Source organism: Streptomyces sp. NPDC046349, from assembly GCF_055587885.1.
Genome location: NZ_JBVJFK010000004.1, coordinates 261,575 through 283,957, shown reverse-complemented (window position 1 = coordinate 283,957; position 22,383 = coordinate 261,575). Strand labels below are relative to the sequence as shown.

Annotated in this window: 16 protein-coding genes; 8 read left to right on the top strand and 8 right to left on the bottom strand. The window is 72.6% G+C overall.

The genetic code is table 11. The features are described from left to right. Positions 1-18 precede the first annotated feature (18 nt). The 4 genes from ACZ6JS_RS11280 to ACZ6JS_RS11265 all read right to left on the bottom strand — a co-directional run bounded on the left by ACZ6JS_RS11280 (position 19) and on the right by ACZ6JS_RS11265 (position 4,282). Positions 19-828, bottom strand: coding sequence for an ABC transporter ATP-binding protein (locus tag ACZ6JS_RS11280; RefSeq protein ID WP_469297388.1), 810 nt, complete (start codon positions 826-828; stop codon positions 19-21). Positions 829-1,055: 227 nt separating this feature from the next. After that, on the bottom strand, positions 1,056-1,682 hold the full coding sequence (locus ACZ6JS_RS11275) for a response regulator (protein WP_469297660.1): 627 nt from the start codon (positions 1,680-1,682) through the stop codon (positions 1,056-1,058). A 74-nt stretch (positions 1,683-1,756) separates the two neighbouring features. Next, a complete protein-coding gene (locus ACZ6JS_RS11270; RefSeq protein WP_469297387.1) occupies positions 1,757-3,481 on the bottom strand; it encodes a sensor histidine kinase in 1,725 nt (574 codons plus the stop codon). Positions 3,482-3,535: 54 nt separating this feature from the next. Continuing rightward, the gene (locus ACZ6JS_RS11265) at positions 3,536-4,282 is read right to left on the bottom strand and encodes a VOC family protein (RefSeq protein ID WP_469297386.1); all 747 of its coding nucleotides are present in this window, start codon (positions 4,280-4,282) and stop codon (positions 3,536-3,538) included. 427 nt (positions 4,283-4,709) lie between these two features. On the opposite strand from ACZ6JS_RS11265, the gene ACZ6JS_RS11260 reads away from it, so the two are divergent. The 3 genes from ACZ6JS_RS11260 to ACZ6JS_RS11250 are packed head-to-tail and all read left to right on the top strand — an operon-like array spanning position 4,710 to position 7,234. Next, on the top strand, positions 4,710-4,889 hold the full coding sequence (locus ACZ6JS_RS11260) for a hypothetical protein (protein ID WP_469297385.1): 180 nt from the start codon (positions 4,710-4,712) through the stop codon (positions 4,887-4,889). 36 nt (positions 4,890-4,925) lie between these two features. Next, positions 4,926-6,167: an ATP-grasp domain-containing protein gene (locus ACZ6JS_RS11255; RefSeq protein ID WP_469297384.1), complete on the top strand. Its 1,242-nt coding sequence runs from the start codon at positions 4,926-4,928 to the stop codon at positions 6,165-6,167. Between the two features lie 5 nt (positions 6,168-6,172). Beyond that, on the top strand, positions 6,173-7,234 hold the full coding sequence (locus ACZ6JS_RS11250) for a branched-chain amino acid aminotransferase (protein ID WP_469297383.1): 1,062 nt from the start codon (positions 6,173-6,175) through the stop codon (positions 7,232-7,234). 116 nt (positions 7,235-7,350) lie between these two features. On the opposite strand, the gene ACZ6JS_RS11245 is transcribed toward ACZ6JS_RS11250, so the two are convergent. Continuing rightward, a complete protein-coding gene (locus ACZ6JS_RS11245) occupies positions 7,351-8,391 on the bottom strand; it encodes a LuxR C-terminal-related transcriptional regulator (protein WP_469297382.1) in 1,041 nt (346 codons plus the stop codon). A 332-nt stretch (positions 8,392-8,723) separates the two neighbouring features. Between ACZ6JS_RS11245 and ACZ6JS_RS11240 the strand changes: the two genes are divergently transcribed. Continuing rightward, positions 8,724-9,965 carry an ATP-grasp domain-containing protein gene (locus tag ACZ6JS_RS11240; RefSeq protein WP_469297381.1) on the top strand — a complete coding sequence of 414 codons (1,242 nt, stop codon included), beginning with the start codon at positions 8,724-8,726 and terminating at the stop codon, positions 9,963-9,965. Further along, complete coding sequence (locus tag ACZ6JS_RS11235) at positions 9,962-11,323, top strand: MFS transporter (protein WP_469297380.1); 1,362 nt, start codon at positions 9,962-9,964, stop codon at positions 11,321-11,323. Before ACZ6JS_RS11240 ends, ACZ6JS_RS11235 begins: the two co-directional genes overlap by 4 nt. Positions 11,324-11,423: 100 nt before the next feature. On the opposite strand, the gene ACZ6JS_RS11230 is transcribed toward ACZ6JS_RS11235, so the two are convergent. Together ACZ6JS_RS11230 and ACZ6JS_RS11225 are read right to left on the bottom strand one after the other, a co-directional pair. Next, positions 11,424-12,935: a phosphopantetheine-binding protein gene (locus ACZ6JS_RS11230; RefSeq protein WP_469297379.1), complete on the bottom strand. Its 1,512-nt coding sequence runs from the start codon at positions 12,933-12,935 to the stop codon at positions 11,424-11,426. Next, positions 12,932-13,951 carry an amino acid--tRNA ligase-related protein gene (locus ACZ6JS_RS11225; protein WP_469297378.1) on the bottom strand — a complete coding sequence of 340 codons (1,020 nt, stop codon included), beginning with the start codon at positions 13,949-13,951 and terminating at the stop codon, positions 12,932-12,934. The genes ACZ6JS_RS11230 and ACZ6JS_RS11225 overlap by 4 nt, the downstream gene beginning before the upstream one ends. Before the next feature lie 484 nt (positions 13,952-14,435). Between ACZ6JS_RS11225 and ACZ6JS_RS11220 the strand changes: the two genes are divergently transcribed. Both ACZ6JS_RS11220 and ACZ6JS_RS11215 read left to right on the top strand, forming a co-directional pair. Beyond that, entirely contained in the window at positions 14,436-15,278 is an 843-nt protein-coding gene (locus ACZ6JS_RS11220) for a class I SAM-dependent methyltransferase (protein ID WP_469297377.1), read from the top strand. 31 nt (positions 15,279-15,309) lie between these two features. Next, complete coding sequence (locus tag ACZ6JS_RS11215) at positions 15,310-16,521, top strand: cytochrome P450 (protein ID WP_469297376.1); 1,212 nt, start codon at positions 15,310-15,312, stop codon at positions 16,519-16,521. 268 nt (positions 16,522-16,789) lie between these two features. On the opposite strand, the gene alaS is transcribed toward ACZ6JS_RS11215, so the two are convergent. Next, a complete protein-coding gene (gene alaS, locus ACZ6JS_RS11210) occupies positions 16,790-19,420 on the bottom strand; it encodes an alanine--tRNA ligase (protein WP_469297375.1) in 2,631 nt (876 codons plus the stop codon). 472 nt (positions 19,421-19,892) lie between these two features. Between alaS and ACZ6JS_RS11205 the strand changes: the two genes are divergently transcribed. Next, a complete protein-coding gene (locus tag ACZ6JS_RS11205) occupies positions 19,893-22,073 on the top strand; it encodes an LD-carboxypeptidase (RefSeq protein ID WP_469297374.1) in 2,181 nt (726 codons plus the stop codon). The last annotated feature ends 310 nt before the right edge of the window (positions 22,074-22,383 follow it).

The window sequence follows — 22,383 nt, the reverse complement described above, 5'->3', positions numbered from 1 at the left end:
GAAGGCGGTGCGCAGGTGTCAGCGGGTGTGGCGTCCCGCACCGGGTGCCGCGTCCTCCCGGTGACCCGCCCCGCTCCCGCTCCCCCTCTCGAAGCCGGACATCCGGTCGAGCACGGCCGCGGAGGTCGGTTCGTGCAGTTCGTCGACGACGCGGCCGTCGGCGAGGAACAGCACCCGGTCCGCATACGACGCGGCCGCGGGGTCATGGGTGACCATCACCACCGTCTGCCCCAACTCCCGTACGCAGTCCCGCAGGAAGCCGAGGATCTCGGCGCCGGAGCCCGAGTCGAGGTTCCCGGTCGGCTCGTCGGCGAAGACGATCTCGGGCCGGGAGATCAGGGCCCGTGCCACCGCGACCCGCTGCTGCTGACCGCCGGAGAGCTCGGCCGGGCGGTGGCCCAGCCGGCCCGCCAGTCCGACGGTGGCGACGACGGCCTCGAGCCAGGAGGGGTCCGGGCGGCGTCCGGCGAGCCGCAGCGGCAGCGTGATGTTCTCCAGCGCGGTCAGGGTGGGCATGAGGTTGAAGCCCTGGAACACGAAACCCACCTTGTCCCGCCGCAGGGCGGTCAGCTGCTTCTCGCTCAGCGAGGACAGCTCGGTGCCGCCGATGCGCGCCGAACCGGAGGTCACCGGATCCAGCCCGGCCAGGCAGTGCATCAGCGTGGACTTGCCGGAGCCCGAGGGGCCCATCACGGCGGTGAACCGGCCCCGGGCGAAGTCGACCGTCACGGCGTCCAGGGCGGTCACCCGGGTGTCCCCCTTCCCGTACACCTTGGTCAGACCGGTGGCGCGGGCGGCCGGTTCGGGGGAAGGAGAGAACTGCGACATGTGGGGACTCCGCCTCGGGTGCGAGGAGCGACGGTCCGCACCCCAAGGGGGCGGTCGGACCGGGGGACGAATCCATGCTCGCGGCCCTGACCTGCGTAAACATCCTGCTGGAGGTGGGAGTCGAGCTCTGTCCGAGGGAGGGCTGCCGGCCCGTCCCCTCTGTCTTCGGACCCAGTCGCGCCGGCGCCGCCTCCGCCGTCGGGCAGAGACGGCGCCGACGCCCGGTGTCAGGAGGCCAGGCCCGTCCGGTGGGCGAGGAGCGCCGCCTGGACCCGGCTCGCCGAGCCGGTCTTCTCCAAAACCGCGCCGACGTGCGTCTTCACCGTGCCGATCCCGATGCCGAGCCGCCCGGCGATGTCCTGGTTCGACAACCCCTCGCCCAGCATCGAGAGGACTTCCCGCTCGCGTACGGTCAGCCGCGCGATCCGCTCGTCCGCGGGCGCGGGGCCGCAGCCGTCCCGTTCGCCGCCGCGCAGCATCCGGGCGATCACCGACCCGGTCACGCCCGGGGAGAGCACGCAGTCGCCGGCGGCGGCCGCCCGCACCGCGGCGATGAGCTCCTGCGGGCCCTCGTCCTTCAGGAGGAAGCCCGCGGCGCCCTCGCGCAGTGCCCGCAGGACGTTGTCGTCGTCGCCGAAGGTCGTCAGCACCACCACGCGCGGCGCCGGATCGAGGGCGAGCAGCGGTGCGATCGCCGCCAGGCCGTCGCACACCGGCATCCGGATGTCCACCAGCGCCACGTCGGGCCGGTGGGCGGCGGCCAGTTCGACGGCCTGCCGTCCGTCGGCGGCCTCGGCGACGACGTCGATGTCGCCCGCGTGCCTCAGGATCAGGCGGACGCCGTGCCGGATCATCGTCTCGTCGTCGGCGAGCAGCACACGGATGGGCCGGTCGGGCAGGGCGGGCCGGGCGGGCAGGACGGGCTCGGTCACGGGATCTCCCAGGGAGTGGCGTCCCGGACCGACGGGACGTCGAACCGGTCGATGGCGATCAGCCGCTGGGCGGCGTCGAAGCAGTAGCGGGCGATGAGCAGCCCGCCGGGGCGCCGCTCGGTGGCGCCGTTGAAGGGGTAGACGCAGCCGGCCGTACCGTCCGGGCGCGGCGGCTCATGGCCGGTGGCGGCGGCCCGTACCGCGCCGTTGTCCAGTACGCCGAGCGCCGCCACCTCCCCGTACGTCATGCCGACCCGGGGCAGCGGGGCCGGCCCGGAGCGGCCGGACGGCTGGGCCGCGTGCACGAAGGCGATCCCGACGACCATGAGCGCCGACAGCGCCGCCAGCCCGAAGGCGAGGGTCAGGGCTTCGGCGGTCCGGCGCCCGTCGTGCCCCGCGGCGGCCGGATCTGCGGCGGCCGGGGCCGGGCCGGACGGGTCCGCGCCGGCCGGCGGCCGCGCAGTGTCCGCCCCCGGGTCGGCGCGTCCGGTGGCGCGGTCGCCGTCGGGCTCGGCCGGCACGGCCGCGTCCACCCGGAACCCGCCGGACGGCAGCGTGGCCGCCTCGAACGACCCGCCGAGAAGTTCCACCCGCTCGCGCAGGCCGGTCAGGCCGCGCCCCGTCCCCGCTTCCTCCAGGGGGGCCGGCGGCCCGGGCCGCGCCCCGTTGCGTACGGTGACCCGCACCTGGGTGCCGTCGTGCACGACGCTCACGCCGACGTGCGCGTCCGGCGCGTACCGGTGCACGTTGGTCAGGGCCTCCCGTACGACGCGGTGCACCGCCCGGCGGACCGGTGCGGGGCGGGCGCCGAGGTCCGGTCCCGTCCAGTCGAGGCGTACCGCGATCCCGCCGTCGCGCGAGTGCGCGACCAGCGCCTCGATGTCGGCGCGGGTGCCGGTCGCGTCGGTGAGCGCGTCGGGCCCGGTGTCGCGGTCCAGCGGCCCGAGCACGCCGAGGGCCTGGCGCAGCTCGCGCATGGCGTCGCGGGTGGTGCGCCTGACCAGGACGGCCTCCTCGCGCAGTTCCGGCGCGGCGTGTGCCAGGGCCAGCTCCAGGCCTCCGGCGTGCAGCGAAACCAGGCTGAGCCGGTGGCCCACCAGATCGTGCATCTCGGCGGCGATGCGGGACCGCTCGTGGATCCGGGCTTCGCTGTCGGCCAGCCGACGGGCCCGCTCCGCCGCGTCACCGCGCTCACGCAGCGCCCGCATCAGGCGGCCCTGCTGCCCCTGCGCGGTGCCGATGAGGCCGGGGACGATCACGGCGGTCGGCGCGAGGGCCAGGCCGAGGGCCAGCCCGTAAGCCGCCGACCCGGGACCGAGCCGCGGTCCGGCCGCGGTCGCGCAGACCGCGAGGAGGAGCCCGGCGCCGGCCAGCAGCCGGGCCCGCAGGCGCGGCCGGGCCATCCGGCGGGCCACGGAGCAGGCGGCCGCCGCCGTGACGGGTCCGACGGCCGGTACGAGCCCGGTCAGCGCGGCGAGCACCAGGAGCACGGCCGCGGGAAGGCGGCGGCGCAGCGCGAGGAGCCCGGTGCCGGCGGCGAGGACGGCGAGCTGGAGGGCCGGGTACGGCAGGAAGCCGAGGTGGCCGACGGCCCCGTACACGCCCAGCCCGGCGAGGCCGGCGCCGACCGTCGCCGCGACCGGGCGGACGCGGGCGGGGCGGGGCGAAGGGCTGCTGGGGACCACGCTGACCAGTATCGATGCCGGGATCCGCGCCAGCATGGACCCTGCGGCCGATCCGTACCTCTGCCGAAAGACAGAGGGGGGATCGGGAAGTCAGAAGGGGAGGGAGTCGGCGGGCCCGACGATGCCGAACAGCGCGCCCTCGGGGTCCCGCAGGGTGACCTCGTGGGGTCCGGGCCCGGAGTCCGCCACGGAGACGGTGCTGCCGCCCAGACCCGTGGCGGCCTTCACCGCGGTCTCCAGGTCGGGTACCCGGAAGTGGACCTGCCAGCGCGGCCGCAGGTGCGGGTCGGGTGCCTGCGCGAGCGTCCCGCCGTGCAGGCGGGCCACCGTACGGCCCGCGTGGCGGAGCAGGATGCGGTTGTCCTCCTCCATGTACGCGACCTCGCAGCACCCGGCGTGCGCGCAGGCCCATTCCAGGACCTCGCCGTAGAAGATGGCGGCGTCGAAGGCGTTCCTGGTGCGTAGTTCGAGCCAGGCCGGCGCGGCCTCACCGCCCATGCCCCAGTCGGGGATCGCGTCGCCCTGCCAGATCCCGAAGACCGCGCCGTCGAGGTCGGAGGCGAGCGCCGCCCGTCCCGTACCGAAGGCGAGGGGGCCGACGGCGACGGTCCCGCTGCGTTCGAGGATGCGCGACGCGGTGACGTCGGCGTCGTCGACGGCGAAGTACGGGGTCCAGGCGACGGGGACCGTGACACCGGCGGGCATGGAACCGAGGCCGGCCACCGGGATGCCGTCGCTGAAGCCGACGGCGAAGCCCTCGCCGAGCCGGTCGCTGCCGAACCGCCAGCCGAGGACCGCGCTGTAGAAGGTCCGGGCGGCGCCGACGTCGCGGGCCATGAGGCTGACCCAGCAGGGTGCGCCGAATGTTTCGTGACTCGATGTCGACACGCCTGTCATCCCCATCGCCGGTGCGGCCCCGGATGCCCCTCCCACGGTACTCGCGGGAGCTCCCGGGAAGCGTCGGCCAACATCCTCCTGGGGCCACCGCCCGCCCCGACGCCGACACGGCGACCGGCACCCCGCCCGGCGGAACACATCCCGCCCGCCCCGGCGGGCCGTCCCTCGGCGAGACGCCCTGATCACAGGCTGGAGACCGCCGTGGCGGGGTGGGGCGGAGTGACACCAACGTGCCAGACCCCATGCTGCCAGCCGCATCCCTTGGGTCCGTCGCGGCTCCTCATGCAGGATCGACGCAAGGGGAAATCGGGCCGGAACACAAAATGATCCGGCCGGTTATCGGTACTGAAACACGGGGGAGCTCCACATGAAGTGTGTCAGGAATACGGTCGCCGCATTTGCCGCGCTCATCGCCGTCGCATACGGGGCGGCCGAATTCGGAGCCGGTGACCCGGCGGCCCGGGCGGTCGTCTCGGCGGCGGACGAGACCGCGCCCGAGGTGGCCGCCGCTCCGGCCGCCACCCGCAGCAGCCTCAACTGGGACTGATCCGGCACATCGCGAGAAGGACGTAGGGAGAAACAGATGAATGTCTTGGTGTGCCGATGGGACCGGGTCACGCTGGAGGCCGTGCTCGACCGGGGCGCGTCCGTGACCCTGGTCTTCGACGAGTGGGAAGCCGCCAACCGGGGCATCGACCAGGAGCTGCTGGACCGGGTCGACCGCCACTACGTGATCCGCAGTTTCGACGCCCTCGACGAGCTGGCGCAGCTGGCCGTGGACATCCGCTCCGACGGTGTGAAGATCGACCGGCTGCTCAGCCTCTCCGAGTTCAGCCAGTTCGGCGCCGCCTACCTGGCGCAGCTGCTCGGGCTGGCGCTGCCCGCAGTCGAGACCTCCGTGCTCATGCGGGACAAGCGCGCGATGAAGGACCGCGCCCAGCAGGCCGGGATCCGCTGCGCCCGATACGTCTCCCTGTCCACCCGCGACGTCGAGGGATCGGTCCGCCGGGTCGAGGAGGAGCTCGGATTCCCGGTCATCGTCAAGCCGGCAGCGGGCCTCGGCTCGGTGGACACCTTCAAGGCCGGGGACGCGGCGCAGCTCACGGCGGCGCTGCGCGGGGCGGCCGGTGACTCGACGGTCAAGTTCCTGATGGCCGAGCAGGTCCTGGACGGCGACGAGTACCACGTGGACGCGGTCTGGGCGGACGGGAAGGCGCGCGTCTTCGGCGTCAGCCGCTACCTGCGCCCGCGGATGACGGTCACGACCCCGGGCCACGACAACGGCTCGATCCTCCTGCCCCGCGACCGCGAGGCCGCGCTGTACGAGGAGATCGAGCAGCTGCACGAGCGCATCAACACCGCCTTCGGCATCACCGACGAGATCACCCACCTGGAGATCTTCCGGCGAGCCGACGGCGAGCTGTGGTTCTCCGAGATGGCCACCCGCTTCGCGGGCGGTGCCATCCCGGAGAGCTTCGGCCCGCAGGGCGCCGACCTGCGCGAGCTGTGGATCGCCGCGGCCCTGGGCGAGCCCGGCGAGGAGCTGCCGGCGAAGACGGCTCCGTACCCCTACATCGGGTGGATCAACCTCGCGCCGGCCGTGACCGGACGGATCCTGGAGGACCCGTCCGACGAGCTCGTCTCCCGCTTCCCGTACGTGCTCAAGACGGTCCGCAGCCGCCCGGTCGGCTCCGAGATCGGCGAGCTGCACCCCTCGGTCTGGTGCACGCTGCTGGTCCTCGGCGCGGACAGCGAGGCCGAGTTCCGCGAGCGGGCCGCGGAGCTGGAGGCAGCGCTGCTGCCGGCCTACGTGATGGGGGAGTGAGCCGGATGGGCGCGACGGGGCTCGGCTTCGGCCGGCACTTCACGCGGCACATGGCGCTCGCGCGGTGGACCCACGGGTCGGGCTGGTCCGGAGTGGAGCTGACCGGGCACGGTCCGCTGGCCCTGTCCCCCGCCGCCATGGCGCTGCACTACGGCCAGGCGATCTTCGAGGGGCTCAAGGCCTATCCGCAGCAGGACGGCTCGCTCGCCCTGTTCCGGCCCGGGGTCAACGCGGAGCGCTTCAACCGCAGTGCCGTCCGCCTGGCCATGCCCGAATTGCCCGAGGAGCTGTTCGTCGAGGCGTGCGGCGCGGTGGTCCGGGCGGACGCCGACGAGGTGCCGCGCGGGCCCGGGCAGAGCCTCTACCTGCGCCCGTTCATGATCGCGGTGGAGCCCTCGCTGGGAGTGCGGCCGGCGCTCGAGTACCTGTTCGCCGTCATCGCCTCCCCGGTCGACCACTTCTTCGCCGACGGCTACCAGGCCATCGACGTGTGGTGCGCGAGCGACCAGATCCGGGCCGCCCGCGGGGGCACGGGGGCCGCCAAGTGCGCCGGCAACTACGCGGGCAGCCTGGCCGCCAAGGCGCAGGCCCTGGCCCAGGGCTGCCACGAGGTGCTGTGGCTCGACGCCGAGGAGCGCCGCTGGGTGGAGGAACTCGGCGCGATGAACTTCTTCTGCGTGACCCAGGACGACGACGGGGCTCCGCTCCTGGTCACCCCCGAGCTCTCGGGAACGATCCTGGCCGGCAACACCCGGGACAGCCTGCTGCGCATCGCGCCGGACCTGGGTGTGCGGGTCGCAGAACGGCCGATCGCGCTGGAGGAGTTGACGGCCCCCGGCGGCAGGGTCACGGAGGCGTTCGCATGCGGCACCGCCGCCTCGGTGGTGCCCATCGGCGCGGTGACCACGGCGGACGGGCGGGTCCGGATCGGCGACGGCCGCCCGGGGAAGATCACCACGATGCTCCGCGACGAGCTGGCCGCCGTCCAGTACGGGACGCAGCCGGACTCCTACGGCTGGATGCACCCGGTCCGGGTACCCGTGGCCGCCGCGGCCCCGGCGCGCTGAAACCGGGGCGGGTCCGGTCGGCCCGGCTCCCCGGTACCGGGGAGCCGGCGCCGCCGTCGCCCAGAGCCGGCCGTTCACAGTCGGACGCTCGGACCCGGACGCTCAGAGGCGGCCGTTCACAGCCAGCCGCACTCCGCGGCGCGCACCCCGGCCTCGAAGCGGCTGCGCGCCTCCAGCCGGGTCATGAGGTCCGCCATGATCCGGCGGACGCTGCGCAGGGAGAGCCCCAGCCGCTTGCCCGCCGCCTCGTCGGTCATCCCGGAGGCCAGGATGCGCAGCAGCTCGCGCTCCTGGGCGGTGAGGCCCTTGTCGTCGCGCTGCCCCGAGGTGCCGAGCGGCAGGGCCGACTCCCACAGCCGCTCGAAGAGGGCGACCAGGGCGGCGATCACGCTGGCGTCGCGCATCAGCACGGCTCCGGCGCGGCTGTCCTTGAGGTCGATGGGCAGGATGGCCGTCTTACGGTCGATCACGATGATGCGCATCGGCAGGGTGGGCACCGTGCGGATCTCGCCGCCGAGACCGGTGAGCCAGACCGCGTACTGCTGGGTCGCGGGATGGTTGCGGACGCTGTCCAGGTACAGGGTGCGCAGGGACACCCCGCGGGCCAGCACCTCGCTGTCCAGTTTCTGGCTGGCCTCCAGGCTCTCGGGCGACAGGCCGGCCTTGGGGATGAGCGCGAGGATCTCCGACTGCACGTCCTTGGAGAGCTCGGCGATGCGGTGCCTGGTCGAGTCGAGGCTGCGCAGGTACTCGATCTCGCCGGTCTCCCGGGGACCCTGGGCGGCTTCCTGCTCCCGCATCAGGCTCAGCATCGCCGTGCGGGCCTGCTGCAGTTCGTGCTGCTCCTTCAGGAGCGCGGCCTCCCGCTCCGCGATGAGCGTGCCCAGCCCCAGGCTCGGCCGGATGGCGACCCACCGGCGCGGGTCCTCGTGGGACGGCCAGATCAGGCCGAGGTCCATCAGCTCGGCGAGGCTCGCCGCCACCGATTCCTCGGTGGTGCCGAGTGCCGCGGCCAGTTCGGGCGCGTCCCACTCCGGATTGCGGAGCATCAGTTGGTAGGTCGACTCCGCCGGCCGGGTCAGGCCGAGACAGTCGAGCACGGGTTCCGTCGAATCCGTCGAATCCGCCGTATCGCCCCCGAGGCGCTCCAAGATCATTTCGCATTCTCTTTCTTCAGCCCCGCATGTTCGCTTCGGGGCATCGCACCGCGAGGGACTGTAGCCCGCAGGTGCGCGCGCTGTCCAAGATCGTCACATAGCGTGATCGCCCCAGATCGGAGGGCGGGGGCCGGGGCGGGGTGACACCAAGGTGCCAGTCCGCAAGCTGCCCCGCGGATCGATTGAGTCGGCGATTGTCCCGGAACGACAATTTGTCCACGGAATTCATATCTGTGGGGGCGGGATATCGGAAGAGAAATCCGCATAATGCATCTCCCTGTCCGGGGCGGCATCGGCGGCTCCCGCCCACGGACGATTGCACGAGGTGTTTCATGCGTTTTCTGGTCTGCCGTTGGGAAGTGGGAGCCATCGAGGCCCTGCTGTCCCGCGGTGTGGACGTCGTCCTGCTCATCGACGCGTGGGAGGCCGAGCACCGCCATCTCGACCCCGTGATCACCGGCCGCCTGGAACGGTTGGTCCGGATCGACAGTTTCGAGGCGATGGACGAGCTGGCCCTGCTCGTCACCGGCCTCCAGGAGGAGGGCCTGGCCTTCGACCGGGTGGTGAGCGTCTGCGAGCGGGGACAGTTCGCCGCGGCCTATCTGGCCGCTCTGCTCGGCCTGGGCCGGCCCACCATCGTCCAGAGCGTCCGGGTCCGGGACAAGCGCGCCATGAAGAAGGCGGTCCGGCGGCTGGGCGTGCCCACCGCACGCTTCACCACGGTCCCGTCCGGCGACCCGGCCGCCGCCGCCCGGCACGTCGAGCGGGAGATCGGATTCCCGGCCGTGGTCAAGCCCGTCGCCGGTGCCGGCGTCGTCAGCACCGCCCGGGTCGGGACGGCTGCGGAGCTCGAGGCCTGGCTCGCCGGGAACGCCGCGGACGGCCGCTTCATGGCGGAGCAGATGATCGAAGGCGAGGAGTTCCACGTCGACGCGGTCTGGGTGGACGGCAGGGCCTGGGAGTTCGCCGTCAGCAAGTACCTGCGACCCCGGATCGAACTCGACGACCCCGGCCACCTCAACGGCGCGGTCCAATTGCCCGCCGAGAGGGAGCCCGAGCTGTACGCGGCCGTCGAGGACCTGCACGCCCGGGTCAACGAGGCGCTGGAGATCACCGACGGCATCACGCACACCGAGCTGTTCCGCTCCCCGGACGGCAGCCTCTGGTTCTCCGAGATCGCCACCCGTCCGGGCGGCGGCGGCACCACCCAGGCGTTCCGGGCCCGGGGGGCCGACCTGCGCGAGGTGTGGGCCGAGTCCCTGGTCGCCCCGGACCGGCAGCCGGACCCGCTGCCCGCGCCGCCCCACCCGTACGTCGGCTGGGTCATGCTGACCCCCCGTACGCCCGGCCGCATCACCGGCGAACCCTCGGACGCGGCGATCGCCGCGTTCCCGTACGTCCTCGACGTCGACCGGACCGCACGTGTCGGCGACGTCGTCTGGACGAACAGCCTGGCGCCCGGCCTGAGCCTCGTCATCGGCGCCGACAGCGAGGAGCAGTTCACCGAGCGGGCCCTCGCCCTCGAATCGGCCCTCGTCTTCGAGACGCGGCCCGCGGTGGAGGCCGCCGCATGAGCGTCGTCCAGGACTTCAGGGACCTGCCCGCGCCGGCGAAGCAGCTGCTGCTGGCCAGGGGGGTCACCTCCTTCGGATCCGGTCTGGTCCTCCCGCTGCTCGTCATCTACCTCGTCCAGGGGCGCGGTTTCGGGATCTCCGTCGCCACCGGTGCGATGGCCCTCACCTCCGTGACCGCCTTCGTCGGAGGCCTGGTGGCCGGCTGGGCGGCCGACCGCTTCGGCGGTGTGCGCGCGGCGTTCACCGCGCTGCTGCTCGCCGCGGTCGGCACCGGGATGTACGCCTGGGTGACGGCTCCCTGGCAGGCCCTGGCCGCCGCCGCGGTCTTCGGGCTCGGCGTGGGCGGCACCAGCGTCTGGTACGGGCTGCTCGCCGAGGCGGTGGAAGCAGAGCGGCACCCGGTCGTGTTCGGTTTCCACTTCGGTGTCGCCAACGCCGCGCTCGGCGTCGGCGGCATCCTCGCCGGCATCGCCGTCAGCGTCGAGCACCTGTGGACGTTCCAGGCCGTCTACCTGGCCGACGCCGTCACCTTCGTCCTCGCCGCGCTGATCACCGTCGTCGCGGGCCGCAGCCTGCCGGCTCCGGAGGACCAGCCGGAGGGGGGCGGCCGGAAGTCCTCCTACCTGCGGGTGCTGGCCAACGGGCCGCTGCTCGCGGTGCTCCTCATCGGGTTCCTGATGTTCTCCATCGGCTACTCGCAGCTGGAGTCGGGCATCCCCGCCGTCCTGGTCGCCGTCTCGGACGTGCGGACCTCGGACATCGCGCTGATGTGCCTGGCGGACACCGCGTTCGCCGTGATCGCGCAGATCGCCCTGATGCCGGTGGTCAAGCGCACCCCGCACCGGGTGTCGCTGGCGATCGCCGCCCTGACCTGGATGGTGTTCTGGGTCGTCCTGATCGGCGCGCTCCAGTCCGGTTCCCGGGTCGTGCTGCTCACCTCGATCTGTGCGGGTGTGGCGGTGGCCTCCGTGGGCGCCGCCTTCTACTCCATGGCGATGCCGACGCTCGTCAACGCCGCCGCGACCAGCGCCGACCGCGGTCGGGCGAACGCCCTCCTCGGGATCTCCACCTCGCTGGGGTTCACCGTCGGGCCGTTCGCCGCGGGTCTGTTCGCGGACCACGGCATGGCCCGCGTCTGGGTGTTCGTCGCGGCGGCGACCGCCGCGACCACCGCACTGCTGGCCCGGGTGCTCCGGCTGCCCGGCACGGCGCGGTCCGCGGAGCCCGAGCAGTCCGAGCAGTCCGACCGGTCCGACCGGTCCGAGGGGCCGGGGCAGTCCGGGCAGCCCGCGGACTCCGAGCGGTCCATGCAGCCCGCGCAGCCCGCGGAGCCGAGGCTGCAGTCCGAAGCGGTCTGAACCGGCGGCACGCACAGACACGGACGGGGCGCCCGCTGCACAGCGGGCGCCCCGTCCGTCCTGTTCCCCCTCTTCTCACCCCTGGACCTCACCCTTCGTTTCACCCCTCGGCCGCAGCCTCCACGGCCAGCTCCGCGAGCGCGGTGCGCACCGCACCGGCGAGTCGCCGCAGGCCCGTCACCCCGATCCGCGAGGAGTCCGAGGTGAACAGCAACTGCCTTGTCCCGCAGGGACGTTCGGATCGCAGGAGCTCCGCGGAGAGGTCGGTCGAGGGGGCGATGCCGGGCAGCCGCGCCGGCGCCAGCAGGGAAGCCCCCAGACGCAGGGCCCGGGCCGGGCCGCCCGGTTCCACCCGCAGGGTCGCCTGGAGCAGGGGCTCGGGCCTTCCCTCGTACCACCAGTGGTCGGCCGAGAACAGCAACTCCCGGTCGCAGCGCCGGACCAGTGAGACGAGCGGCTCACCCGGTACGGCGCGCACGCGTACGAGGAGGGTGAGCACCCGGCGGCCGAGTGCGGGCTCGGGCCACGGCTCCACCCGGCCCGACACCACCAGGCCGACCCGGAACTCCGGCTGCCCGGTGAACGCCGCCAGCCCTCGTGCGTAGGCGGTGAGCACCAGAGAGGTCAGGGACACGCCCAGGGTGCGGGTCGCCGCACGGAGCCGCCCCAGGAGTGCGCCGTCGACCGGTACGGCCCACTCGGCCACCTCGCCGCCGGCCGCACCGCTGCCCTCGGCTGCGTCATCGCCGCCGGCCGGAGCCCCGGCCGGCCAGACGATCGGGGGCAGCGCGGCCAGCCGCCGGTGCCACTCGGCCACAGCGGGCAGGGGCTCGGCGCCGGGCGCGGTCCGCGGGACGGCAGAGGCCGCCCGCCCGGACCCTTCGGGGTCCGATGGACGGGCGGCCGAGTACGCGCTCTCCAGCTCGCGTTCGAAGACGTCCAGCGACCAGGTGTCGAGCGCGCTGCGGTGCACGTGGACCGCCAGCATGCGCCCGCCGTTCCAGGTGTAGAGGGCGCAGCGCAGCAGAGGACCGCGGACGGTGTCGACCCCCTCCAGGGACCCGGCCGCGGCGAGGTCGCGGGCCTGCTGCAGGGCCTCCCAGCCGGCGTCCGGCACGGGTACGACATCGACGCCCAGCCGGTCCCAGTCCGGCAGGACCGCGGATCGGCGGGCGTCGTCCCCCGCCCCGGCGGGCAGGGTCCGCAGGGCGGGCTGCCGGGCGGCCACCGTCCTCAGCGCCGTGGTCAGGCGGCCCGGGTCGATCCCGACGTCCCCGGTGCCCGTATAGGTCAGGGACACGACGTCGGAGGGCCGCCCGGCCTCCGCTCCCCCGCGCGGGAGGTGCGGGCCGGGGACCCCGCCGGCCGCCCCCGGCCGACGGAGCCCGGCCGCTATACGGCCGGGCGTGCGTCCGGCGTAGATGTCCGCGACGGGAATGCGGACACCGAACTCCGCCTGCACGCAGGCGGCCAGGCGGATCGCCGCACTCGGTTCGAGCCCGGCCTCCGCCAGGTCGGTGTCGCACCCGATCGGGACCTCCAGCACCTCGAAGGACAATTCCGCGATCCTGGCGGCGAGTTCGGCCGCGCTCCAGGAAGGCGGTCGGGTCACGGCGTGAGCGCCACGCCGTTGAGGCGGGGAGCGAGCTGGAGCTCGCGGATGTCCTTGTGGTTGAGCACCCACATGAGCCAGCGCTCGACGCCGAGCCCGAAGCCCGAGGTGTGCATCGGCGTGCCCTGCTTCATCCGCACGTACCAGTCGTAGGACTCCTCCGGAACGTTGTGGTGGGCCAGGGCGGCGCGGGTCTGGGCACCGTCCACGTGGCGCTCGCCGCAGCCGACCGTCTCGCCGATGCCGAACAGCAGGTCGCCGTTGAGCGCGGTCCGCTGCTCCGTGTCGCCGTATGCCTGGTAGAAGGGCACCGACAGGTGGTCGAAGTGGGTGACCCACAGCACCGGGCTGATCTCCTGCATCAGGCGCCGCTCGCCGTGCCGGGTCAGGGTCCGCCAGCCGTCGTGCTGCTCCACCGCGTACGGGTCGTCGCCCAAGTGGGCCACGGCCTCGTCGAAGGTCAGGCGGGGGAAGGCGTCCAGGGCGAGCATCTGCTCGATGTGCGCGGTGGATCCGGCCAGTTCGCGGACCTCCTCGGACAGGTTCTCCATCACGCCGGCGGCCAGCGAGCGCACGTACGCGTCCACGACGTCCATGCAGTTCTCCAGGCCGCCCGGCAGCTCGGCCTCGCTGTGGAAGAACTGGTTCAGGTGGGACTCGTCCGCGTCCTCGCCCCGGAAGCTCGGCATCAGGTACCAGGCGCCGTTGCGGCTCAGGCGGCAGCCGTACTCCAGCATGAACTGCATCGAGTCGGCGAGGAAGGTGCGCTCGCCGAACAGGTCGATCTCCACCGGGAGGGAGTCGCTGCCCAGGCCCATCGGGCTGGAGATGCTGTTCGTGGTGATCGGCAGGTGCACGGACTTGACGCCGCGCTCGCTCCAGAAGGAAGTCGTCCGGGTGGTCACGAGGTCCTGGAGGTCGACCAGGGTCCGGTACAGCGGCTGGTCCACGATCTCGAGGAACCGGTCCGCCGAGGGACGCCATCCGCCGTGGGAGAACTCGTTCTTGAGGCTCATGTTTTCTTCCTGTTCGGTGGCAGACCGGCCGCCGGAGGATCTCGTGGGTTCTCCGGAGCCGTCTTGGCATACGTACTGATCGGGAGGAAGAGCCGCGCGCAGATGTCACGGACGGTCCCGTTGATCGAGACAGGATGATTCCCCCGCCGACCAATATGTCGGCACGGGTGGCGGCGGGCCAAGTGATGTGGTTGGCAGCTATGTTCGTGGCAGCTTGGTGCCTGCCCGGAGAACAATCCGTCGTTGATTGCCGCGCATCTCCGGGGATACATTCACGTCATCATCCTTCGGCATGGCCCCTTCGGCGGCCGATTCGCCGATTTTCCGTGCGTACTTCGATCCCGTGCCGCCGGGCCGTTCTTTTTCCGTGCCGCCTCGGGAATTCCACCCTCCGTGTCACGCGGTGGGCAGCGCCGGAGCCACGCATCGCAACGCATCGCGCAACAGATCACGCGACGCACCACGTTCAGAGGAGATCCCTTTCATGACCGAGAACCTGCTCGCAGACGTCCAGGACTACTTCTCCGTGAAGGCCGAGGCCTACGACGACGTCGACCTTCAGCCGTACTGGATGCTGTCCGACCGGCTGCTGGCCGCCGCGCTGAAGGACGAGGTGCTCTCCAAGCTCCCCGAGGGCTTCCGCTTCCTGGACGCCGGCTGCGGCACCGGCCGCTGGACCACCTTCTTCGCCGAGCAGGCGCCGACCAGCCGCGGCACGTCCTTCGACCTGACCGCCGAGATGCTGGCCGTCGCCGAGGAGAAGGCCCGGCGCCGCGGCTTCGCCGACCGCGTCTCCTTCGTCCGCGGCGACCTGGCCGACGTCTCCGAGACCCTGGCCGGCCAGACCTTCGACCTCGCCTTCAACTTCCACAACGTGCTCGGCTTCGTCGCCGACCCGGAGAAGGTCATCGCCGACATCGCCGGTCTGCTCAACCCGGGCGGCCTGCTGGTGTCGTTCCTGCCGAGCGTCTGGCACACCGCCTTCTTCAACATCGGCGTGGGCAACCTCGACGAGGCCGAGAAGGCCCTCGGCCGGCGCGGCCGCTTCACCACCCAGATGCCCGACATGCACCTGTTCGACCTCGAGCGCATCGAGAAGATGCACGCGGACGCCGGCCTGGAGCTGGCCGTGGTCTCCGGCTTCCCGAACCTGATCTACCCCGGCTACCAGGAGACCCAGCTGCACGGCTCCACGGAGAAGCTGGTGGACATCCTGGCCGGCGACAACGTCGAGCGCATCTTCGCGATGGAGAACGCGCTGCGCACCACCCCGGGCATCGCCGCGCGCGGCAACAACCTCTTCGTCGTCAGCCGCCGCCCGGCGTGACGGCCCGACACCGAGACGAGCTGAACTGATCATGCACGCAACACTGTCAGCGGGATCGCTGTCGCTGTTGTCGGAGGAGTTCGCCCGTTCCCCCCACCCCCACTACCGGCGCCTGCGCGAGCAGGCGCCGGTGTGGTGGGACGCCGAGACCGAATGCTGGTACGTCACCAGCTACCGCGAGGTCAACGCCCTGCTCCGGGACACCAGGCTGTCGGCGCGGATCGGGTCGGGCTTCTTCGGCGACCTCGACGCGGCCGCCCGTACCGGCATCCAGGACGTGGTGGACTTCTTCGACTCCTGGCCCATGTTCACCGATCCCCCCGCGCACACGCGGGTACGCTCCGCGGCCGGTCCGGGATACCGGCCCGCCGGTGTCGGCCCCCTGCGCGAGTGGATCGCGCGGGAGGCGCGGGAACTGCTGGCCGACTGCGATCCCCGGGAGACCGACCTGCTGGGACGGTTTGTCCACCCCCTCGCCGTGTCGGTGACCTGCCGACTGCTCGGCATCGACGACGAGCACCGCGAGTCGGTCCTCTCCTGGTCCTCCGACATCATCGACTTCATCGGCGTACCCCAGTGCGACCCGGACCGGGCGCCCGCCTCCCGCGCGGCGATCCTCGAACTCCAGGACTACCTGCGAACGGTGATCCTGCCCATGGCCCGGGCCGGGCAGGGGCCCCCGCAGATCCGGGCCTTCCTCGACCTGGACCCGCACCAGGGCGCCGCCCTGTACGCCCAGCTGCTGACCGGCGGCATCGAGCCGGTCGCCGCGAGCCTCGGCTCCGCGCTGGTCAGCCTGCTGGACGAGGCCGGGGACGTACTCGACCGGCTGCACCGGGGCGGTCTCGACGCGGGTCAGGTGGCCGAGGAGGCGCTCCGGTACGACGCCCCGTTCCACTTCGTGCCGCGCACCGCCACCGAGCCGATCGAGGTGGCCGGGGCGACCATCCGGCCCGGTGAGCGGGTGGCTCTCGTGGTGGCCGCGGCCAACCGGGACCCCGCCGTGTTCGCGGACCCGGAGCGCTTCCGGATCCCGGCGGAGGGGGACTGGGACCGTCCGCACCTGTCCTTCGGGGCCGGCCACCACTTCTGCCTGGGCGCGGGCATCGCCCGGGCGACCCTCACCGAGGCCATCGCGGCATTCGCCGAATGGACCGCGGGGCGGCCGGTCGGCCCGATCGCGGCCGACCGGTCCGCCGCGTTCTGCCGGACGGTCTGGGAACGGGTCGCCGTGGGGCTCTGACCTGCGTCGTCCGGCTCACCTCGGCCGGTGTGAGCGAGGGTTGCGGGTGGACCGCCGTCGTCATCGGCGGCCCACCCGCAACCCTCGCTCACGCATGTGCGGCCTCCGCGCGGGTGCGTGCGGGTGCGGGTGCGGTCGAGGGTGCCGGATCCGGTTCCGGCCGCGCCGCGAGACGGCAAGGGCCCTCCCACCCGTGGGTACGGGGGGGAGGGCCCCGTGCGCCGTGCGCCGGCCGGTCGCGGGCCGTCCGGCGCCTACGGGCCGTCCGTCATGCGCAAGCGCCCTCCAGCACCGTGTGGACGGCCGCCGCGGCCTCGGCCAGGGGAACGGTGATGTTGCCGCCCTGGGCGAACCGGGCGCTGCCACCGCCCCGGCCGCCGGTCACCGCCAGCACCCGTTCCAGCAGCTCCTTGGCCGTGCCCGGCCCGTCGGCCGGCACCCCCACACCGATGCGCAGGGCCCCCGCGCCGTCCGCCAGCAGGAACAGCACGGCGGCGTTCAGCTCCGCGCCGAGCCGGCCGGCCTCGTCGGCCATCTGCTTGGGGTCCAGGGGCGGATCGACGAGCAGGACGTAGCGCCGACCGGGCACCGGTTCACGGACCTCGGCGGCCAGGGACTGCGCGCTGATCAGGTTCTGCCGGGCGGGCTTGTGCTCCTTGGCGGTGAGCGCCTCGATCCGCGCGGGAAGCTGCTCCACCGACACCCGCAGCCGGCCCGCGACCTGCTTGAGGGTCCGGTCGCGGTCCAGCGTGTGGGCGAGTGCGGCCTCACCGGTGAGCGCCTCGATCCGGCGAACCCCTGCGCCCACACTGCCCTCGGCGATGATCCGGAAGAGCCCGATCTCGGCCGTGCCGTTCACGTGCGTACCGCCGCAGAGCTCGCTGCTGACGTCCCCGAACGAGACCACGCGGACGTCGTCGCCGTACTTGTCGCCGAAGAAGGCGATCGCCCCGTCGCGCACCGCGTCCTGGTACGGCTTCACCTGTACGTCGCGGCCCGCGTTCACCAGCACCCGGGCGTTGACCAGGCGTTCGACCTGATCGGTCTCCTCCTCGGTGAGGGCCTGGGGGTGCTCGAAGTCGAACCGGAGCCGGTCGGGTGCGACGAGCGAGCCTGCCTGCCGCACCTGGTCGCCGAGCACCTCGCGCAGTGCCGCGTGCAGCAGGTGGGTCGCGGAGTGGTTGCGCATCGTCGCCCGGCGGTGGGAGGCGTCCACGGCCAGTTCCAGGGTGTCGCCGGCCCGCAGGACGCCCTTCGTGACCCGGACGAGGTGCACGTGGCGGCCGTCGATCCGGCGGGTGTCCGTCACTTCGGCGGACAGCTCCGGTCCGGTGATCGTGCCGGTGTCGCCGACCTGGCCGCCGCCCTCGGGATAGAAGGGCGTGCGGTCGACGACCACCAGGCCCTGCTCGCCCTCGGCAAGGCTTTCGGCGGGGCCGTCCGGGCCGTCGGGGCCGGCCACGGCGAGGACCCGGGCCGCGGACTCCAGCCGTTCGTAGCCGAGGAACTCCGTGGCGGCCGGGCCGATGGCCGCGGTGAACGCGGGTGCGAGGGTCCGCACGGCGCCCTTGGGGGCACCGGCGTCCGCCTTGCCCTGACCGCCCCGCGACAGCTCGCGGTGGGCCGAGAACAGCTCCGCGAAGCGCGCCTCGTCCACCGAGCCGCCCTGCTCGGCGGCGAAGTCGCGGATGAGGTCCACCGGCATGCCCTGGGTGGCGTACAGGTTGAAGGCCTCCTCGCCGGAGATCCGGAACCCGGGGCCGGCGGCCAGCCCGGACAGCTGGTCCAGGCCGCGTCGTACGACCCGGCCGAAGTCCCGCTGCTCCCTGCCGAGCAGTTCCAGGGTGCGGTCCCGGTTGCGGCCCAGCTGGGGGTAGGCGCCCTTCAGCCGGTCGATGGCGACGTCCGCCAGCTCGGGCACGTCGATGTCCTGGAAGCCGCTGCGGGTCGCCACGGCGATCGCCTTGCGCAGCAGGCGCCGGGGAATGTAGCCGCGGCCGTCGTTGGAGGGCACGACGCCCTCGCTCAGCATGAAGGTCGAGGAGCGGATGTGGTCGGAGATGATCCGCACGTCGCGCTCGGAGGCCGAGGCTCCGCCCAGGCCCTCCCTGACCGCCCGGACGATCGGGGCGAACAGGTCGGTCTCGTAGGCCGAGTCGTGTCCCTGGAGCACCATCGCCATGCGCTCCAGCCCGGACCCGGTGTCCACGCTGGGGAAGCGCAGGCGCTCGAAGCGGCCGTCCGGCCGCTTGTCGAACTCCATGAAGACGCCGGCGTTCCAGATCTCGATGTACCGGCTCGTCGTGTCGAACTCCCCGCCCGGACGGTACTCCTCACCGTGCTCGGCGCCGGTGTCGTAGAAGACCTCGGTGCACGGGCCGCAGGGACCCGTGTCGCCGGTGGACCAGAAGTTGTCCTCGCCGAGGTAGACGATGTGGTCGCGGGCGATGCCGACCCGCTCCCAGGCGGCGGCCGAGACGTCGTCCGGCGGCAGGCCGAGGGCCGGGTCTCCCTGGTACACGGTGACGTACAGCTTGTCCGCGGGAAATCCGAAGCGATCGGTGAGCAGCTCGAAGGCCAGCTCGACGGCGCGTTCCTTGAAGTAGTTGTCGATGGACCAGCTGCCGAGCATTTCGAAGAACGTCAGGTGGTGGCGGTCGCCGACATCGGTGATGTCGTTGGTCCGCACGCACGGCTGGACGTTGCAGAGGTCGGGCGCGGGCGGCAGCACCTCGCCGAGGAAATAGCGTTTGAGCGGCGCCATGCCGGCATTGACGAAGAGCAGGGACGGGTCGTTCACGGGAATGACCGACGCCGAGTCGATCCTGGTGTGGTTCTTCTCGACGAAGAATTCCAGGAACGTGTCCCGTATCTCATCGCTGGTGAATGTTCGGATCATATGGAGTGCCTGATTCCTGGGGAATGATGCGTACGGGTGGGGGGCAGGCATGGCCCGGGACGGCTGTGGAAATCGGTGCTGCGGAAATCGGTACCGTACGGGCCCTGACAAAATTCGGGCAGGTGAATTCGACGAGTTCCGCGCAGGGGCCGCCGGGACGTCCCCGCCGATGCCGAGTCCCCGGACACCGGGCGGCGGACCGCCCTGCCCGCGCGGCTCATGATGGCACAAGCCCGGCGATGAAATGCCCGGATATTTGCGACTAATCCCCCTACTGTGGACGGCCGTTCCCGGGCACCAAGCTGCCAGGCGAGTAGGTGCCACAGCGGAGTGCTGTCAGCCGCGTTCCCGCTGGCGAATGCTGGAACGGCCGGGGGACCATCGATCCCGGCCCGTGCTCCGAGTCCCCGGGCGGCGGGCGCCGGCGGCAAGCGCTCTCTTCAGGGTGGACCACCGACCAAGGAAGACGAAGATGATTGACGTCGCCCCTCATCCGACGCTGACGACACCGTCGCAGACGCAACAGGCCATTCGGCAGCGGATGTTCGCCACGGCGTCCTCCGTGGGCGGGAGTCCGGCGACCCGGGGCGTGGCGACCGCGTTCCTGGACGCCCTCACGGAGCGCGGATACGAGCTGACCCCCGCGGCCCGGCTCACCGACGCGGACTCCTCGGTGACGTTCGTCAACGCGACCATCACCCCGCACAAGCAGGCCCTGGCCCGTGGCGGCCGCATCGGCTCCATCTGCCACTACCAGCCGTGCTTCCGGGCGCACGGCGAGCGCCCCTGGCTGTTCGCCTTCGGCATGGTCGGACTGCTCGCCGACGTAGAGGGCCCCGACGACCTCGACCGGATCGCCGAGGACACCCACCTGGCGACCCTCGCCGCGCTCGGCCACCCCCCGGTGGACCGGCTGCACATCCTCATCGACTCCCGGGACACCGACCTCCAGGACTCCGTCGGCAGGGCGGCCGCCCTCCACGGCGGCGTCCTGCACGTCCTGCCGGACTCCACCGTCGGTACGCGCTGGACGTACGGCAGCGACAGCCCGCTCACCGGACGCGGCATCACCTACTACTACCGGCGCCCGGACGTGGGCTGCGAACCGGAATGCCGGCCCGACTGCCGCTGCCCGCGCTGGCAGCCGCTGTCGAACCTGATCGTCGTCCACAACGGCGAACGCCGATACGCCGAGGTCGGATTCGGCACCGAGGTCACCGCCGCGATCCCCTACGGTCCGAACGCCTTCTCCCTGCCGGAGATCGCCGACCGGGTCTCCATGGCCACCGCTGCGGGTCTGGGGGACGAGGCCGCCGCCGACGCGGTGAACCTCTTCCGCGCCGTCACCATGCTGGTTGAGGACGGCGCCCGGCTCTCGGGCAAGGGCCCCGGGTCGGTGGTGCGCAAGTTCGTCCTGCGCCTTCTGGACCTGCTCGACGGCACACTCGGTGTGGAGGGCGGCGAGCGGCTGCTGGCCCGCTTCGGCGCCACCCGGCAGCTGTTCGACGTACTGACCGCCGAACGGCGGCGCAGGGAGGCCGCGATGGCCGACAACCTGCGCGCAGCGCTCTTCATGCTGGACCGCAACCCCCGCACCACCGACGCGGAACTCCGCTCCACCTACGGCGTGTCCGAGGGGCAGGCGCACCGGCTGAGGCAGACCCGGCTGCGTCCGCACCGGCTGAAGGCCGGGGACAAGGTCACCGTGGTGTCCCCGTCCTGGCGCGGCGGAGAGGTCTTCCCGCAGCGGGCAGCCCGCGGCGCCGCCGACCTCACGGCCCGGACCGGTCTGAGGGTGTCGATCTCGTCCGTGAAGCCCGGGCTCTGCCCGGAGTCCCGTACGGGACGCGCAGAGGAGTTCAACCGCGCCGTACAGGACCCCGACACCCAGGCCATCCTGTGGATGATCGGCGGACTGACCGCCTCCGAACTGCTGCCCCTCATCGACTACGAGGCGTTCGGGGCCCGCCCCAAGGTGCTGTGCGGCTACTCGGACGCGACGGTGCTCCACCACGCCCTGTACGCCAGGACCGGCGCCACCACCTTCTACGGCCCGGCGCTGCTCTCCCAGTTCGCCGAGAACGGCGGCACCCCCCAGCTCACCATGGACTCCTTCAGCGAGCTCGTCATGCGGGGCTGGGCGGGACGTTTCCCGACCGCGTCCGAGGTGATCGAGGAGTTCGTCGACTGGGCCGACGACAGCCGCTCGCGCAACGCCGTCCCCGCGCTCCCGCGCAAGGCGCTGCGTCCGGGTCTGGCCCAGGGGCCCCTGCTCGCCGGATGTGTCCCGAGCGCGCTCCAACTGCTGGGCACGCCCTGGCTGCCGGACTACCGGGGCCACGTTCTCGCCTTCGAGTTCACCGACGACAACGGCTACGGCCCGGGGCAGGCGGCCCGCGATCTGTGGCAGCTGCGCCACGCAGGCCTGCTCGACGGCGTCGAGGGCCTCGTCCTGGGCCGACCGCGCGGGTGGTCCGAGGCCCAGCGGGACCAGCTGGAGCGCGTCGTGCTCGATGTGTGCCACGGGACGACGTTCCCCATCGTCACCGAGTTCGAGTTCGGCCACACCGACCCGGTCCTGACCCTTCCCACCGGCGTCCCGGTCGAGCTCGACCACACGACCCTCACCCTGCTGGAGCCCTCGGTCCGCTGAGCCGGGGCAGCCCCGCGGCCACAGCCCCGGTCCGGCGGCTCGCCGGCGTGGAGCCTTGCGGCCGCGTCAGGTGTGCCGATACGAGGCACCTGAGCGTTCCCGGGCGCGGGCCGGATGGTCGTCGCCGAGACGATCGCCGAACGAGTCGTCCGTTGTCACCTGCACCACGCGTGGAGGGGCCCTGGTGCCGTACGGCACCAGGGCCCCGAAGGAACTGCTACACCATCTGCCGGCCCCAGTACTGCGCCGGCCTTCTGTTGCCGCATGCCCGGCCGAGACGCTGCCGGGGGTGCGGGGATCGCGGTTGCTC